Source organism: Streptomyces sp. NPDC050743 (genome assembly GCF_044456925.1).
Taxonomy (GTDB): Bacteria; Actinomycetota; Actinomycetes; order Streptomycetales; family Streptomycetaceae; genus Streptomyces.
Genome location: NZ_JBITGJ010000133.1, coordinates 1 through 15823, shown reverse-complemented (window position 1 = coordinate 15823; position 15823 = coordinate 1). Strand labels below are relative to the sequence as shown.

Annotated in this window: 14 protein-coding genes and 1 pseudogene; 5 read left to right on the top strand and 10 right to left on the bottom strand. The window is 68.0% G+C overall.

The features are described 5' to 3' along the window. The first annotated feature begins 147 nt into the window (after positions 1-147). Together ACIBJF_RS47035 and ACIBJF_RS47030 are read left to right on the top strand one after the other, a co-directional pair. On the top strand, positions 148-759 hold the full coding sequence (locus tag ACIBJF_RS47035; protein WP_399183843.1) for a hypothetical protein: 612 nt from the start codon (positions 148-150) through the stop codon (positions 757-759). A 95-nt stretch (positions 760-854) separates the two neighbouring features. Continuing rightward, on the top strand, positions 855-3098 hold the full coding sequence (locus ACIBJF_RS47030) for an RICIN domain-containing protein (RefSeq protein ID WP_399183841.1): 2244 nt from the start codon (positions 855-857) through the stop codon (positions 3096-3098). 301 nt (positions 3099-3399) lie between these two features. Here the strand turns inward: ACIBJF_RS47030 and ACIBJF_RS47025 are convergent, their stop codons facing one another. Both ACIBJF_RS47025 and ACIBJF_RS47020 read right to left on the bottom strand, forming a co-directional pair. Beyond that, positions 3400-4005, bottom strand: coding sequence for a class I SAM-dependent methyltransferase (locus ACIBJF_RS47025; protein WP_399183839.1), 606 nt, complete (start codon positions 4003-4005; stop codon positions 3400-3402). Positions 4006-4309: 304 nt separating this feature from the next. After that, a pseudogene (locus ACIBJF_RS47020) lies at positions 4310-4453 on the bottom strand (IS5/IS1182 family transposase); the annotation flags it as partial. A gap of 94 nt (positions 4454-4547) precedes the next feature. Between ACIBJF_RS47020 and ACIBJF_RS47015 the strand changes: the two are divergent. After that, positions 4548-5768 carry a metallophosphoesterase gene (locus ACIBJF_RS47015; protein WP_399183837.1) on the top strand — a complete coding sequence of 407 codons (1221 nt, stop codon included), beginning with the start codon at positions 4548-4550 and terminating at the stop codon, positions 5766-5768. 443 nt (positions 5769-6211) lie between these two features. Here ACIBJF_RS47015 and ACIBJF_RS47010 read toward each other — a convergent pair whose 3' ends face one another. Next, on the bottom strand, positions 6212-6910 hold the full coding sequence (locus tag ACIBJF_RS47010) for a type 1 glutamine amidotransferase domain-containing protein (protein ID WP_399183835.1): 699 nt from the start codon (positions 6908-6910) through the stop codon (positions 6212-6214). 212 nt (positions 6911-7122) lie between these two features. Between ACIBJF_RS47010 and ACIBJF_RS47005 the strand changes: the two genes are divergently transcribed. Next, the gene (locus ACIBJF_RS47005; protein ID WP_399183833.1) at positions 7123-7653 is read left to right on the top strand and encodes a YbhB/YbcL family Raf kinase inhibitor-like protein; all 531 of its coding nucleotides are present in this window, start codon (positions 7123-7125) and stop codon (positions 7651-7653) included. Between the two features lie 59 nt (positions 7654-7712). Here ACIBJF_RS47005 and ACIBJF_RS47000 read toward each other — a convergent pair whose 3' ends face one another. The 7 genes from ACIBJF_RS47000 to ACIBJF_RS46970 form a co-directional block, all read right to left on the bottom strand. Next, positions 7713-8573 carry an alpha/beta fold hydrolase gene (locus tag ACIBJF_RS47000; protein ID WP_399183831.1) on the bottom strand — a complete coding sequence of 287 codons (861 nt, stop codon included), beginning with the start codon at positions 8571-8573 and terminating at the stop codon, positions 7713-7715. Between the two features lie 421 nt (positions 8574-8994). Beyond that, positions 8995-9873, bottom strand: coding sequence for an alpha/beta fold hydrolase (locus ACIBJF_RS46995; RefSeq protein ID WP_399183829.1), 879 nt, complete (start codon positions 9871-9873; stop codon positions 8995-8997). 205 nt (positions 9874-10078) lie between these two features. Beyond that, positions 10079-10564, bottom strand: a complete 486-nt coding sequence (locus ACIBJF_RS46990) for a cupin domain-containing protein (protein WP_399183827.1) — start codon at positions 10562-10564, stop codon at positions 10079-10081. A 17-nt stretch (positions 10565-10581) separates the two neighbouring features. Then, entirely contained in the window at positions 10582-11532 is a 951-nt protein-coding gene (locus ACIBJF_RS46985) for an SAM-dependent methyltransferase (RefSeq protein WP_399183825.1), read from the bottom strand. A 169-nt stretch (positions 11533-11701) separates the two neighbouring features. Continuing rightward, complete coding sequence (locus ACIBJF_RS46980) at positions 11702-12502, bottom strand: maleylpyruvate isomerase family mycothiol-dependent enzyme (RefSeq protein WP_228620870.1); 801 nt, start codon at positions 12500-12502, stop codon at positions 11702-11704. A gap of 34 nt (positions 12503-12536) precedes the next feature. Then, positions 12537-13400 carry an NAD(P)-dependent oxidoreductase gene (locus ACIBJF_RS46975; RefSeq protein ID WP_399183823.1) on the bottom strand — a complete coding sequence of 288 codons (864 nt, stop codon included), beginning with the start codon at positions 13398-13400 and terminating at the stop codon, positions 12537-12539. Positions 13401-13557: 157 nt separating this feature from the next. Next, entirely contained in the window at positions 13558-14940 is a 1383-nt protein-coding gene (locus ACIBJF_RS46970; RefSeq protein ID WP_385310436.1) for an NADP-dependent succinic semialdehyde dehydrogenase, read from the bottom strand. A 261-nt stretch (positions 14941-15201) separates the two neighbouring features. Between ACIBJF_RS46970 and ACIBJF_RS46965 the strand changes: the two genes are divergently transcribed. Further along, positions 15202-15744 carry an alcohol dehydrogenase catalytic domain-containing protein gene (locus ACIBJF_RS46965; protein ID WP_399183820.1) on the top strand — a complete coding sequence of 181 codons (543 nt, stop codon included), beginning with the start codon at positions 15202-15204 and terminating at the stop codon, positions 15742-15744. Positions 15745-15823: the final 79 nt, after the last annotated feature.

The following is a 15823-nucleotide window of genomic DNA, read 5'->3' as shown; positions in this document are numbered from 1 at the left end:
TGCTGGTCCGGGCAGGTTGGAACCCGGACGGTGCCGAGGGCGTAAGACCACCTGAGCCGCCGGCTCCGGTGGCGGCCTGAGCCGTAAATCCCCGCTCAGCCCTGGAGGGCGACGCATCCCCTCCCTTCAGGGAGGGGAGCCTTCAACGTGGCCCTCAAGAACGGCAACGGCAACGGCAAGGGCGAGGCCCCGGACACGGGCATCAGCGACTACGATAGCTTCCATGTAGCCGTGGAGGCTCTCGCCACCGGCGACCTGACCGGTGACGGCACCGACGAATCGGCTGTGCTCCTGTCCTGCACACCACAGCCCAGCAACTTCCGCGTCGAAGAAGTCCAGGTCTTCGGATCTGGCGGAAAGGCCGTGAGCGTACTCCCGCAGGTGCCGGCCGAGCCCAGACAACCGCTCCCGCCTGAGTACGACCCGAGCCACTTCTCAATCCGCGGCGGCGCCTTGGTAACCGGCATGACGTACTACGCCCCGACCGACTCCCACGCGAGCGGCCCCTCGATCCACCGCACCCTGACCTGGCACTGGAATGGCCACACCTTCACTCACTCAGCTCTGCCTCTTGGGGATGGTGACGGAGGCGCTGCCGTTGAAGGTGACGGTGTGGTGGGTGCCGACGACGGCGGCGCCGTGGACGCTGCCGCTTGCCTGGGCGAGGTCGACGGCGTCGAGGGTCGGCGGTCGGTTGCCGTAAGGTCCGCGGGCGCCACGGCGCCCGCGGACACTGGCCGTTGCTTGCGCGGAACATAGTTCACGGCTTTTCTTTCGTCGTATATTGACGGCTCGTCGGGTGGCGCCTAACGTCCGATCAACATCTCGCCCATCAGGCGAACTAGGAGACACGCGTGACAAACGTTCTCGCTGTGCTCGTCCGAGCCCACCGTCACCGCAGACGCACAGCCGCCCTCACCACCGCCCTCCTGCTGCCGGCCGCCGCCGGCATCGCGCTGGTCTCCGCCCCCGGTGCCAGCGCCGCGACCATCCCCACCACCCCCACCACCGTCGTCAACGCCAACAGCGGCAAGTGCGTGGACGCACGTGCCGCGGCCACCGGCAACGGAACCGCCGTGCAGCAGTACACCTGCAACGGCACCGGCGCCCAGTCCTGGCAGTTCACCGCGACCGACAGCGGCTACTACCGGATCGGCGTGGCCTCCGCGCCGAATCAGGTCTGGGACGAGACCGACGTCTCCACGGCCGACGGCGCGCTGACCCAGCTGTGGACCTACGGCGGCGGCGCCAACCAGCAGTGGCTGCCGGTCGCCGAGGCCTCCGGGACGTACCACTTCGTCAACCGCAACAGCGGCAAGTGCCTCGATGTGCCGGCGGCGTCCACCGCCGACAGCGTCCAGCTGCAGCAGTACACCTGCAACGGCACCGGCGCTCAGTCCTTCACGATCTCCGACGGCATCGCACCGCCGCCCAACACACCGGACTTCGGCCCCAATGTGACCGTGTTCGATCCGTCGATGCCGGCGTCCACCATCCAGTCGAAGATCAACTCGGTCTACAGCACCCAGCAGACCAACGAGTTCGGCACCCAGCGCAACGCCCTGCTGTTCACCCCCGGCACGTACAACGTGGACATACCCGTCGGCTACTACACCCAGGTCTCGGGGCTGGGTCTGTCACCGGACCAGGTGTCGATCACGGGCGGCGGCGTGCACGTCGAGGGTCACCTCAGCGACGGCAACGCCACCCAGAACTTCTGGCGCGATGTCGAGAACATGTCGGTGAGTCCCAGCTCGGGAAGCACCATGTGGGCCGTCTCGCAGGCCGACCCGTTCCGGCGCATGGACGTGCACGGCAGCATGAAGCTGTGGGACGACACCCACGGCACCAGCACCAACTGGTCCAGTGGCGGCTACATCGGCGACTCCCGGATCTCCGGCCAGATCAACTCCGGGACCCAGCAGCAGTTCCTCACCCAGGACACCGCCATGGACGGCGGCTGGAGCGGGCACAACTGGAACATGGTCTTCGTCGGCGACACCGGCGCCCCGGCGACCAGCTTCCCCAACCCGCAGTACACCACCGTCGCCCAGAGCCCCGTGATGCGCGAGAAGCCGTTCATCTACGTCGACGGCTCGGGCAACTGGCAGGTGTTCGTCCCCTCGGTGCGCACCAATGTCCAGGGCCCGGACTGGATCAACGGCACCGCTCCGGGCACCTCCCTGCCGATCAGCCAGTTCTACATCGTCAAGCCCGGTGACACCGCCACGACGATCAACAACGCGCTCGCCGCGGGCAAGAACCTGATCGTCACCCCAGGCGTCTACCACCTGTCCTCCCCGCTCAACATCACTCGCCCCGACACCGTGGTCCTCGGACTGGGCCTGGCCACCCTCGTGCCGGACAACGGCGTCACCGCGATCACCACCGCCGACGTCGACGGCATCGACATCGCCGGGCTGCTGATCAGCGCGAACACCACCAACTCCAGCACGCTCATGCAGGTCGGCCCGGCCGGCTCGACCGCCGCTCACACCACCGACCCGATCGTGCTCCACGACGTGTTCTTCCGCATCGGCGGCGACATCGCCGGCAAGGCCACCCAGACATTGGTGATCAACAGCAACGACGTCATCGGCGACGACCTGTGGCTGTGGCGGGCGGACCACACCAACGGCGTCGGCTGGACGACCAACCCGGCCGTCAACGGGCTGATCGTCAACGGCAACAACGTCACCATGTACGGCCTGGCGGTCGAGCACTACCAGAGGTACCAGACCACCTGGAACGGCAACGGCGGCCGCACGTACTTCTACCAGAGCGAGACCCCTTACGACGTGCCCGACCAGTCCAGCTGGACGACCAGCGGAGGCGACCTCGGCTACGCCTCGTACAAGGTGGCCAACTCGGTCGCTGCGCACGAGGCATGGGGGGTGGGTGTCTACGCCTATCTCCGCGACAACCCCTCCGTGGTACTCGGCCATGCCATCGAGGTGCCCACCACGTCCACGGTGAAGTTCCACAGCATGGTTACCACGGTCCTGGGCGGCGCCGGCACCATCAACCACGTCATCGACAACACCGGCAGCCAGGTCACCCCCAGCAACAACGTGGCCTACCTGGTCAGCTACCCATAAGTCGGGCACAGACCTGACGGCACACGGGAGAGGGCCCCGGCGATGAGACCGCCCGGGCCCTCTCGGCAGCGCGGAACCAGACCTTCCGCAGGGCGACGTCCAGCGTCGTCGTCTCTCCCTTTCCGAGCTTCACTTGCGACGCGTTGAGCCCGCCAGGCGATCAAGGAATGCGAGCGGCGCCTCGCTCGCTACCAGGCCGCCCTCGGCTCCGGAGCCGACCCGGCCGTCGTCATCGAGTGGATCGACTACGCGCAAGTGACTGATACGGCCGTGGTGGCGCAAGGACGCCTCGTGGTGCAGCTCAGCGGCGGTGGACGCTGACGGCGTAGCCGCCGCCGTCGTAGGGGTCGGCGTCCCAGGTGGCGAAGCGGTCGACGAGCGTGAGGCCGGCCGTGGCGCAGCAGTCGTCGTACTCGGCCAGCGTGATGGTGGGCGGCACGGGCAGGTGGGCTTCGTCCAGTCCGAAGCCGGCCACCAGCAGACCGCCCGGGCGCAGGGCCGCGGCCAGGCGTTCGACCACCGTGGCCTCGGTGCCGGCGGCCAGCAGCGGGAAGATGTTGCCCGCCGCGACCACGAGATCGAAGTCGGCTGCGACGCCGAGGGCGGCCGGCGCGAATTCGGCCAGGTCGGCCTGGAACCAGGGCAGCTCGGGCGCCTGCTTGCGGGCCACTGCCAGCATCGACGCATCGAGGTCCACCCCGACACACTCGTACCCGAGACGCGCGAGCCGGATCATGACCCGGCCGGTACCGCACCCGGCGTCCAGCACCCGTGCTCCGGCGGGCACGAGTGACGCGCAGAACCGCGCCTCACCGTGCATATCCTTCCCGCTACGGGCCAGGGCCGCGAACCGTGCGGCGTAGTCCTGTCCGGACGTGCCCCCGGTCAACTCCTTCCAACGGCTCATGCGGTCCAATATAGGTCGCCCGTGTACCGCTCGAGGATGCGACCGAGTCCGCGGCGCTGAAGGCCGTCGCCGAGAAGGACGGGAAGGGTGTCCGAGGCCTGACCTGCGTCTCGGGGCTGAGTGTGAGGCCGATCGGATCCTCGATACCGTGGTGAGTCGACCGGACGAGCACGCCGGCCACGGGAGCCGCAGAGGACATCGACACGCACCGACGCCGACTGACCCTGCTCATAACCGCGCCGGATCCACCGGCAGGAAGCCGTTGGTCGGACCGTTCAGCGGGCTCCCCACGCACCGCGCGACCGTAGAGGATGGCCGCGAACAGCGTCTCATCAGGTGTGTTCTGCTTCCCGCCACCCTGCGGCCGTACCCGGTCCTCCGGAATCAACGGCTTGGCAAGCTCCCCCAGGCCATCGGGAACAATCCCACTCCACGCCCCCCGCCCCATGTGCGGCTCAACGACCAACGACCATGTGGGACAGGGTCTCAGGCGGCGACCGGATACAGTGCGCGAGACGGCAGCCTGGTCAGGGAGGGGAAGCATGACCGACACCAGCAACGCCCGGCCCGCCGAGGGTGAGGCGCAAGCGCCGCGGCCGAGCCGACTGCACCGCCTGATGCGCTACATCCCCCTGATCGCCCCCGTCCTGCTGTGGGCCGTGCCCTGCTGGGTGCTCCTGTACACCGGCCAGCACTGGCCGCTGCCCGTGACGCTGTTCGGCACCGCCCTGTTCGTCCTCGGCCTCGTCGGTATGCCGCTCGCGATGGTGCGCGGCCACGGCCGGCGCCAGCAGGACCGGGCGGCGATCGTCGGTGACACCCTGCTGGGCACCAGCTGGGTTCTGTTCACCTGGTCCGTTCTGCTCGGCGTCCTGTTGCGGCTCGCCCTGACCGTGGCCGGCGTCGGCGAGAGTCAGGAGCGGGCTCGAATCGTCACTTGGGCCGTCCTCGGCGTAACCGCCGTACTACTCGCCTGGGGGTACGCCGAAGCCCGCCGCGTGCCACGCGTGCGCCGACTCGACGTGCAACTCCCGCGGCTGGGTGCCGGGTTGGACGGCATCCGCGTCGTCCTCATCACCGACACCCACTACGGTCCCCTCGATCGCGCCCGCTGGTCGGCACGGGTGTGCGAGACGGTGAACACCCTGGAAGCCGACCTGGTCTGCCACACCGGCGACATCGCGGACGGCACGGCCGAACGCCGCCGCACACAGGCCGCCCCACTAGGTACCGTGCGGGCCACCCGGGCCCGGGTGTACGTCACCGGCAACCACGAGTACTACAGCGAGGCCCAGGGCTGGGTCGACCTGATGGACGAGCTGGGCTGGGAGCCGCTGCGCAACCGCCATCTGCTGCTCGAACGCGGGGGTGACACCCTCGTGGTCGCCGGCGTGGATGACGTCACGGCCGAGTCCTCCGGCCTGGCAGGCCACCGCGCCCACCTCGCCGGAGCCCTGAACGGCGCCGACCCCGACCTGCCCGTCCTGCTCCTGGCACACCAGCCGAAGTTCATCGACCGGGCAGCGGCCGCCGGCATCGACCTCCAACTCTCCGGCCACACCCACGGCGGCCAGATCTGGCCCTTCCACCACCTGGTCCGCATCGACCAGCCCGCCCTCGCCGGCCTCAGCCACCACGGCCCCCGCACCCTCCTCTACACCAGCCGCGGCACCGGCTTCTGGGGCCCGCCGTTCCGTGTCTTCGCCCCCAGCGAGATCACCCTGCTCGTGCTCCGCTCCCCGCACCTGCCCACCTCGCCGTAGACGGGGCGGACCGACACATCCGCTTGGAGGTGTGTCCTGTTCCCCCCGACATGTCGCCCGCCAGTGGCCTGCGGTTTGCGCTCCACGGCCGGGTGTCGACCGAGGACCATCAGGACCCCGGCACGTCGCAGACTTGGCCGTTGCCACGCGCCCAGGCCCTGGTCTGCGGACACGGACGGATCGTCGCCGAGTTCTTCGACACCGGGCGCAGCCGCGCCATCCCCTGGGCGCGCCGGGCTCGCCGCGATGGCCGACTCCGACCGGGACTTCGACGCGCTCGTCATCGGCTGCAGTGAACGCGCCTTCTACGGCGATCGGATGTCACAGAGGGCAGGACGCTGAGCTCGACCACCCGCCGACGCTTCTTGCTCAGCACTGTCAGCCCCGCCGGGCCTCACCCCGGCGGGGCAGCGGCTCCTGTGACCGAGAGCCGGTAGATCCTTTCAGGAGGGCAGAGCCTTGACGAGTTCCTTGGCGAGGGGGCCCGAGGACGCCGGGTTCTGGCCCGTGATGAGGGTGCGGTCCGCGACCGTGTAGGGCTCCCAGGCAGGGCCCCGCGAATAGTCGGTGGGCAGCTTCTTCAGCTCGTCCTCCAGCAGCCACTTTGCTTTGTCGGCGAAACCGACACCGGCCTCCTCCTCGTTGCAGAAACCCGTCACCCGGTAGTTTGCGAAGGGCGTGTCGCCGTTCGCGTCACGGGTCGCGAGGAAAGCGGCCGGGGCATGGCACACGACGCCGAGGGGTTTGCCGGAGGCGAGTGCCTCCCGCAGGAGCGCCCCGGAGTCCGGGTCGACCGAAAGGTCTTCCATCGGGCCGTGGCCTCCGGGGTAGTAGACCGCGTCATAGTCCTCGAGACGCACGTCTTTGAGGGAGATGGGGTGCCGCAACTCCTCGGCCTTCTCGATGACGGCTTCCTCCCGGAGGGAGTTCTCCTCGCCACCCGCCATACCGGGCCGCAGGCTCATCGTGTCCACAACGGGAATGACACCTCGCGGAGTTGCCACGGTGACCTCGTGTCCGGCATCGGTGAACACGGTGTAAGGCGCCACGAACTCCTCGGCCCAGTAGCCGGTGGGGTGCCGATGCCCGTCCTTCAGGGTCCAATAGCTTGCGCCGGTCATCACGCACAAGATCTTGGCCATGGGGTGCTCCTCTAGAAGATGCCACCCGGGGAGGGTGCAGTATGGCCAGTTTGAGACTTACATAACAAGCGTGAACAGAAAACTCGGAATCTGCAACTTGCGACCGATTGGTTTACGCGTATCGTATGTGAGCGTCAAAAGGATAATGGAATTCTGGCGCCGAGAAATAGGATACACGCGGCCCCGACAGTAGAATATTTCAGAGGATTGCCATGATCAAACCCTATGGGCCCTACGATTTCATGCCGCCGATCAGGACCTTTTCATTGACCTCCGATTCCGTGGCCAACGGCGAGCAACTGGCCCGTGAGCAGGTGAGCGGCATCCTGGGAGCAGGCGGATCGGACATCTCACCGCAGCTCAGCTGGTCCGGTTTTCCCGTGGAGACCCGGAGCTTCACGGTGGCGATGTTCGACCCCGATGTGCCTACCGCTTCGGGTTTCTGGCATTGGGCTCTGGCCAATCTGCCCGCCTCCGTGACCGACCTTCCGGCCGGGGCGGGGGACGGCAGGGATCTGCCGGGTGGCGCGGTGACACTGGCCAACGACGCCGGCTACAGAAGATACCTCGGACCGGCAACGCCTCCAGGCAACGGTCCGGACCGCTACTTCCTTGTGGTGCACGCCGTCGACGTGGAAGAACTGGAGGTGCCCGGGACAACGACCCCTGCCTACCTGGAGTTCCTCCTATTCAGCCACGGAATTGCGAGAGCGACGTTGTACGGCACCTTTGAGCGGGCCTAGCCTGAAGGAGCATGAGGGCCCGTCAGCAAGCCGATGGACCCTCGTAAAGCCACCTCATTTCACTTCTTCCGCATATAGTCCTCGGCGGCGTCGACGATCAGGTTCTTGACCGCCTGCGGATGGGAAACGAGGGACACGTGCGAGGAGTTGATCTCCACTGTCTTACGGGCGTTCGCGCGCTTCGCCTCGAACAGCTCCAGGGCCGGGTTGATCGCCTGGTCCTGCCTGCCGACGAGGACGTACACAGGCTTGTTCCGCCAGGCGGCGCCGGTGAGCTTGGCCGCGAACGCCGACAGCGCGATCGGGCGCTGGGTGGCTCCCATGAGGTTGGTCTGGCTGGTGGGCAGGTCGGCGGCGAAGACCTGGTGCAGTTTGTCCGGCTGTACGTAGACGTCCGTGCCGGTGGTGCCGTCACCGTTGCTGAAGGGCACCTGCTTCAGGGCCTTGGCGAGCGGGGCGGCCGGGAACTTCGCGGACAGGCTGGAGAAGGACTCTCCCGTGTCCGGCATGATCGCGTTGATGTAGACGAGGGCCTTGACGTTGTCGTTTCCGGTGGCGGCCTGGGAGATCACCTCTCCGCCGTAGGAGTGGCCGACCAGGACGATCGGTCCCTTGACGGACTTCAGGAAGCTCGCGAGGTAGGCCGAGTCCTGGGGAATGCCGCGGAGCGGGTTGGCCGGCGCGTCCACCGTGTAGCCGTTGTGCTGGAGCCGCTGCACGACCCCGTTCCAGCTGGACGCGTCGGCGAAGGCGCCGTGCACGAGCACGATGGTGGGCTTCTCCCGGCCGGGATCGCCGCCCGGACCACCGGCCTGCGCCGTCTCGACTGTCAGTGCGGAGGTGATTCCCGATACGGCCAGAAGAGCCGCAGCCCAACGGGCCGTGTGCACGATACGGAGGGACTCGCGGGATATTCGCATGCCGGTCCTTCAGTGCGGGGACGTCGGACGACGCCCGGGATTCCATATTCGACGGCACCTGACGGCTCGTCCTGGCGCAGGGGCCATTCGAGTGAACTCAGAATCTCGCGACATCACTCCGCGGGCTGTGGTGGACAAAGCGTCGTCGCCGAATTCCCGGGAGGTCGCCGGGCCTCGACGCCGCTTTATCCCGGTGCCTTCGGTTTCCCCGTCCAGCCGACGGCGGCGAATTCGAGTCGGATTTTGTCCGAGTCACGGAATACGGCCGCCGAGTACACGAACGGTTCCTTTTCATCTCTGATCGGAGTGTGCTCGATCCCCAAACTCGTCCAGCCACGTCATCCAGGTTTCCAGGCTGTCTTCCAGGTTCGTGACGGTGAAGGACCGGTGGTCAAGGCCAGTGATGGTTGGCCCCATTCCCTCAGCCATGGCTTGCCTTCGGCCGTTCGCCGTGATCAGGCCGCCCCTGATCGGCGAAGAACCTGAGCAACTGGGCGTTGACGTCGTCGGCGTGCGTCCAGCACAGACCGTGGCCGGCTCCCTCGATGGCCACGTACTCGTTCGAAGGGATGAGCTCGGCCGAGCGTGGACCGCAGGCCTCGATCGGCAAGGCCCGGTCCTCGGTACCGTGCAGGATCAGTACCGGAATGTCGATCTTCGACAGGTCTGCACGGAAGTCGGTGTGCCACGTGGCCATGCAGGCGACGGTTCCGACGGGTGACGCGCCGACCGCCGTGTTCCACGCGTCCTGCACGGCCTCGGCGCTGATCCGGCTGCCGAGTGTCACGTCGAGGTTGAAGAAGTTCTTGTTCCACTCCGTGAAGTACGCCGCCCGGTCCGCGGTCAGGGCCGCCGCGATCTGGTCGAAGACCTCCTGGGGCACCCCCTCGCGTGTTTCGGGGGTCTTGAGCAGGTATGGCGTCACCCCGGAGATGATCGCGGCCCGCCGCACCCGACCGGACCCGAAGGTGCCCAGGTAGCGGGCGACCTCGCCGGCGCCCATGGAGTGCCCGACGAGATCGAGGTCCCGCAGGTCCAGGGCGGTCAGAAGCTTGTCCAGGTCGGCGGCGAAGGTGTCGTAGTCGTAGCCGGTGACGGGCTGGCTCGAGCGGCCGAAACCACGCCGGTCGTAGGTGACGACCCGGCGTCCGGCCGCCAGGAGGGCGCGTTCCTGACGCTCCCAGGCCCGGCCGCTGAGCGGGAAGCCGTGGATCAGTACGACGGGCCTGCCCGACCCGTGGTCTTCGTAATACAGCTCGATCGGTGCAGAGTTCTCCTGGCCGACGGTCACGAAAGGCATAACGCACCTCGGAATCGCTGTGATGGAGTCATTCTTCGCCTGCCGGACAAGTCGTGCCCGAAATCGCGACTGGGGCGGCCCGATTTCCTGTGGAACACTTTGGAGTCAGACCTCGATCGCTTTCGAATACGGAGCCATACTAGCCAGCGAAGGGCACAAGCTATTGTCGGAGAGCGCCTATTCGTTGCACTCGGGCGCGGTTTGATCAGCCCTCGCTGTGCATCTGCCGCCAGGAAGCCTCTTCGTCTCCCAATCCGGTGGTGTGGAACCGGGCATTGAGGTCTGCCAACTGTTCCGGAGTGGGCTGCGGGCCCAGCTCACCCATTTCGAGGAAGAGCTCCTCGTTGCCGGCCGGCGACGAGACGAACAGTGCCCGCCCGCCGATGGGAGTCGTGAAAGTGTGGTAGCTCCCCTTGGGTACCACGACCACGGTGCCCGGCCCCCCGGAGAAGGTCGCATCGCCGACCCGGAAGTCGTAATGGCCCTCCAGTACGTAGATGATCTTCATGAAGTCGTGGTGAGCATGCGGTGGGTTCTCGGTGATCACGTCATGGGTGAAGACGAACACCCTCAAGGCGTCATCGACCTCCTTGCCGCGCACGATCACCTCGAGCCAGTGGTTGCCGCCGGGCTCCACTCGCACGCCCTTGCCGGGCGCGACCGCCCAACCATCGGCTCCCCAGTTGCTCACGTCATGTCCTTCCTTGGTCAGCGCAGCCGGCCGTGCGCCAGCCAGAGGGTGATCTCGCGCGGGCGGCCCCGCTGGAACATCGGTGGTACGTCCCTGCCGTGCGAGGCGATCTCGTCGGCGATCGTTGTGACGTCCGGCTCCCAGCCGTGCGCCTCCAGCCATGGGGCGGGGCGCAGGGCCGGCCCGTCCTGGAAGAAGCTCACGATGCGCCCGATGACCGCGGACTCGGTCTCGTCGACAGTGGCCACGTCGTCCTGGCGGGGAGTGCTGTCGAAGTATTCGAGTGCCAGACGGCTGCCGTGGGCGCTCAGGCGCGTCACGGTGTCGAGCAGACGGTCGGAGTCCTCGGGTGACAGGTACATGGACAGCCCCTCGATGAGCCACATGGTGGGGCGGAGGGGATCGAAACCACTTGCGGTCAGCGCTTCCGCCCAGGGGCCGCGCAGGTCGGCGGCGACCGGCCGCCGTCCGCCGCTGGGCGCCAGCCGGGCGGCGTCCATGACCGCTTCCTTGAACCGCAGCACGGGCTCGGTGTCCACCTCGTAGACCGTGGTGTCGGCCGGCAGGCCCAGGCGGACGGCTCGCGAGTCGAATCCAGCCGCGACGATGACCACTTGGCGTATCCCTGCCGCAGCGGCGGCGAGAACGCGTTCGTCGTAGAAGCGGGTGCGGACTCCCAGGTAGGTCGCCAGCATGTACCACGCCTCGGTGAGGTCACCGCTGTCCCGGTCGGGCCCGGTCGGGAGCGCGGCATCCGGATCTGTACGGATGGTTCCGTGCACGAGGTCGACCGTCGCAACGGCCAGCGGATCGTCGAAGAGACGGTCCTTCCTGCGGCTCTCGACGGCCCGCATATGAGCAGTCAGCAGGCCGGTCCAGCCGATGCCCGAAGGAAGGGATTTCCGGGCTCTGCCGGTTTCCCGGAGAGGATCCTGCCGTACTTCACGCTGCTGCACTCTTCGTCCCATTCCTTCTCGAAGTGCAAGAACTCAAGGGACGTGCAGCACTCAGTCGCGCCAAGGTCCGGGCGGATGGCCCTGATTCTGCGGCGGCGAGTGTCCAGCTGGATAGAACACCAGCGCCTTGCGAATGGCGCGCCGAGACCAACAGGCCGGGACCGACGTCACGGGAGATCCGCTAAATGATGTCGAGGTGGTCGAGGAACGGGGTCGCGGCGGACGCGTCGCCCGTGATGCGGCAGTGGTCGCGCCAGGGTTTGCGGGTGGTGGCCCAGGCGATGAAGTCGAGGGCGGTGCTGTGGATCCGGGGGGCGGCGGCGTCCGCGCCGGGTGTCACGGTCAGCTGTCCGTCCGGTGCGGTCGCGGGGAGGATCGTGACGGTGGTGGCGCCCGGCCCCGTCAGGTCGAGGACGAGGGGCCGGCTGACGGTGGCGGTGAGTTCGGGCCCCTGCATCTGGGGGAGGCCGGCGAGCATGAACTCGATGGCGGGGGCGACCTGGTCGTCGGTCGGTTCCGGCAGGGTGAACGGGAGCGGGCCGTCCGGGGCGAGCAGGTCGTTGCGCAGGTGGCAGAAGACGTTGAACGCCATGGTGTTCGCCAGGAGATGGCGCGGATACGTCCCGAGTCCGGCCACCTCGACGGGCTCGTCCGCGCCGGGTGGTTCCTGGGCCGCTGCCAGCAGGTCCAGCTGCCGGGGGGTGCTGCGCCGCCACTCGTCGAGGACTTCGGCATGGCTCCAGCCACGGCGTTCGTCCACGCGCAGGTCGTGGTAGCGCTCGCGGTTCTTCGGCAGTGAGGGGTCGGGCGGTGGAGGGTCCACCGCCTCGGAGGCGAGGGCCGCGAGGTGGGCCACCACGTCGATGACGCGCCAGCCGGCGCACGCAGACGGCAGCTCCCACTGTCCGTCGTCCAACTGAGGGATGATTTCGGCGAGTTGTGCCGTGCTCGAACGTGCGGCGGCCAGGCCGGCATGGGTCATCGTTTCTCCAGCCTCTCTCGAGGGGACGGCCAGGTCAGGATGCGGCCTGGCGGGACATGCGGTAGGTCGCGGCGACGTCCGCGCGGCCGAGTCCGTCGTCGGCCGCGAGACGGAGGCGTTCGCGTACGACTTCCGCGATGCCCAGGTGCAGGCCGGCGGCACGGGCGGTGTCGGTGATCAGGCCGGCGTCCTTGGCCGCCGCTTCGAGGGGGAAGGAGGGCGTGTCGAGGTCGTCGTCGATCATCTTCGGGCCCTTGCTCTGCACGTACGAGCTGTTGAGGCCGCTGCCGTCGAGGACGTCGATGACCAAGCGTGGATCCACCCCCAGGGCGTCGGCGAGGGTGAGGGACTCCGCGATGCCCTCGACGGTAGCGAGTACCCAGGCGTTGTAGGCAAGTTTGAGGCTGCTGGGTTGGCCGACCTCGTCGAGCCACACGGTGCGTGTGCCGACCGCCTCCAGGACCGGTCGCACCTCCTGCCGTGCCTCCTGCTGGGGGGAGGCAGCCAGGATGGTCAGAGTGCCGGCCACGGCCGGTTCCTTGGTGCCGAGGAGGGGGGCTTCGACGTACGCGACGTTCAGGCGGGTCGCCTGTTCCGCGAGACGGCGAGACCCGTCCGGGGAGACCGTGCACGTCTGCACCCACACCGTGTGGCCGCCCAGGCCCTCGTGGGCCTGGTCCATCACGTCGGCGACCACCTTCTCGTTCGCGAGCGCGGTCAGTACGACGTCGGCGCCGCGGCAGGCCTCGGCCGGCGTGTCGCACACGGCGGCTCCGACGGCGGCCAGTGGTTCGGCGGCGGCGCGGTTGCGGTTCCACGCGCGCAGGCCCAGTCCCGCCGCCGCGATGTTGCGCGCCATGGCATCCCCCATGGTGCCGGTGCCGAGCACCGCGACCACGGGCCCTCCCTGATCCCTTTCCTGATCAGACGGCGCCGTCTGGTTCATACCACTCATCGGGGGGACCTCCATACGCTCGGCGGACACGCGCGCGGCGGCAAACGGCGGGCGGTGCGCAGGCCCCCGTTCTCGACAGGCCGCCCGTTCCCTGTCCGGTTCAGGCGTCCTGGCCGATCCAGACGGTCTTGGCGTTCATGAACTCGCGCATGCCGAGGTCGGACAACTCACGTCCGTAGCCGCTCCGTTTGACGCCGCCGAAGGGGATCTCGGGGTAGCTGGTCGTGTTGCCGTTGATGAACGCCATGCCCGACTGGACGTCGCGGACGAAGAGTTCGCGTTCGGCCTCGTCCTCGCTCCACAGATTCGACCCGAGGCCGTAGGGGTGGCCGTTGGCTTCCCGCAGGGCCTCCTCCAGGGAGGAGACGGTCCACACCTGCGCCACCGGGCCGAAGACCTCCTCGTGGTACATCCGCATCTCCGGGGTGATGCCGGTCAGCACGGTGGGCGGGTAGAACCAGCCGGGCCCGTCCGGGCGTTCGCCGCCCAGCAGCACCGTCGCGCCCTTGGCGACGGCGTCGTCGACGTAGGACTCCACGTCCCGCCGGCCGGACTCGGTGGCCAGCGGTCCGACATCGGTGCCCTCGTCCATCGGGTCGCCCATCACCAGCGCGCCCATCTTCGCCACGAACATCTCGATGAACGCGTCACCGATGTCCTCGTGCACGAAGAAGCGCTTGCCGTTGATGCAGGACTGCCCGTTGTTCAGGGTCCGTGCCTTGACCGCGACATCGGTGGCCTGCTCCAGGTTCGTGGAGGGCATGACGATGAACGGGTCGGAGCCGCCGAGTTCGAGGACCACCTTCTTGATCTCGTCGCCGGCGATGGCGGCCACCGACCGTCCGGCCGGTTCGCTGCCCGTGAGCGTCGCGGCCGCCACCCGCGGGTCGCGCAGCACCTGCTCCACCCTTCTCGCGGAGATCAGCAGGGTCTGGAACACGTCGTCCGGGAAGCCCGCGTCACGGAAGAGCTCCTCCAGGTACAGGGCGCACTGCGGCACGTTCGAGGCGTGCTTGAGCAGACCCACGTTCCCCGCCATCAGCGCGGGTGCGGCGAACCGCATGGCCTGCCACAGCGGCAGGTTCCACGGCATCACCGCGAGCACGACACCGATCGGCTGGTACGTGACGAACGTCTGCTTCGCGCCGACGCGTTGGCCGTCGCCCTCCAGGTCCCGCAGGAACGCGGGGCCCTCGGCGGCGTAGAAGCGCAGCCCATGAATGCACTTGGCCACTTCCTGCTCCGCCGCCCGGAAGGTCTTGCCCATCTCGGTGGTGATCATCCCGCTGACGCTCTCGACCTCCTTCTCCAGACGGTCGGCGGCATGCTGGAGCCACTCCGCCCGCTGCTCGACGCCCGTCAGCCGGTACGAGGCGGCTGCTGCCGCCGCCCTGGCGAGCTTGTCTTCGAGTTCCTCGGGGGTCAGCTCGTCGAAACTCCTGAGGACCTCACCTGTCACAGGACTCGTCGTTGCGATAGCCATGGATCCACCGTATGACCACCCCACAGGGTCGGCAATTCACCCATTTGCCCCATTATTGCCTCCGGAGGCAATGCTCATCGTCCAACCGGACGCCACCCCCTCGGCACCGACTCACCCAGCACGACACGGGATGCACCGCAAGCGCAGGCGCGCGACCATGGTCGGGTCCGAAGCGGCGGCCGCGGTGACCGACACCGGGACTGCGTGCTCGCGCCCTCCGGCCCGGGCCGCTTTCCGCCTGCCCACGAAATCGAGGTTCCCATGGCGAATATGCAGGCAGCCCGGATGTACGGATACAAGGAACCCCTTCGGATCGAAGAGGTCCCGGTGCCCGAGCCCGGGCCGGACGAGATACTCCTCAAGGTCGCCGCGACCGGCATGTGCCGAAGCGACTACCAGCTTCTCACCGGCTACTTCGAGGGCCCGTTCCCGGTGGATCTGCCCTACATCCCCGGTCACGAGGTCACGGGCCGGGTGGCGGGACTGGGCAGCGCGGTGCCCACGACGGTGGGCTACTCGGAGGGCGACATGGTCGTGGTAAACCCCAGCTGGGGAGACGGCACATGCCGGCAGTGCCGCGAAGGCAACGAACAGCTGTGCAGCGGCAACGGCCGCTGGGTGGGCTTCGGCCCTCCGGGCGGCTTCGCCGAGTACATGGCCGTGGAGTGCCGCCACGCGATCCCGGTCTCCGAGGAGGCCGCGAAAGCACCCGAGCTCCTCGCCCCCATGACCGACGCGGGCATGACCCCGTACCGGGGGATGCGCAAGCTCCGGGACGCGGGCAAGCTGGGTCTTCGAAGTTGAGCGGTGCAGGGTCGGTGGCCGCTGACTGTCCGTCACGGTCTGCGATGAGTGGGGTGGTTGTCGGCCCTGGATGTAGGAC

Bases quoted from the DNA above. Each gene is read 5' to 3' on its own strand.
- ACIBJF_RS47010 (WP_399183835.1), bottom strand. From the start codon at position 6,910: ATGGCCAAGATCTTGTGCGTGATGACCGGCGCAAGCTATTGGACCCTG.
- ACIBJF_RS46985 (WP_399183825.1), bottom strand. From the start codon at position 11,532: ATGGGACGAAGAGTGCAGCAGCGTGAAGTACGGCAGGATCCTCTCCGG.
- ACIBJF_RS46970 (WP_385310436.1), bottom strand. From the start codon at position 14,940: ATGGCTATCGCAACGACGAGTCCTGTGACAGGTGAGGTCCTCAGGAGT.
- ACIBJF_RS46995 (WP_399183829.1), bottom strand. From the start codon at position 9,873: ATGCCTTTCGTGACCGTCGGCCAGGAGAACTCTGCACCGATCGAGCTG.
- ACIBJF_RS46965 (WP_399183820.1), top strand. From the start codon at position 15,202: ATGGCGAATATGCAGGCAGCCCGGATGTACGGATACAAGGAACCCCTT.
- ACIBJF_RS47005 (WP_399183833.1), top strand. From the start codon at position 7,123: ATGATCAAACCCTATGGGCCCTACGATTTCATGCCGCCGATCAGGACC.
- ACIBJF_RS47015 (WP_399183837.1), top strand. From the start codon at position 4,548: ATGACCGACACCAGCAACGCCCGGCCCGCCGAGGGTGAGGCGCAAGCG.
- ACIBJF_RS47000 (WP_399183831.1), bottom strand. From the start codon at position 8,573: ATGCGAATATCCCGCGAGTCCCTCCGTATCGTGCACACGGCCCGTTGG.
- ACIBJF_RS47025 (WP_399183839.1), bottom strand. From the start codon at position 4,005: ATGAGCCGTTGGAAGGAGTTGACCGGGGGCACGTCCGGACAGGACTAC.
- ACIBJF_RS46980 (WP_228620870.1), bottom strand. From the start codon at position 12,502: ATGACCCATGCCGGCCTGGCCGCCGCACGTTCGAGCACGGCACAACTC.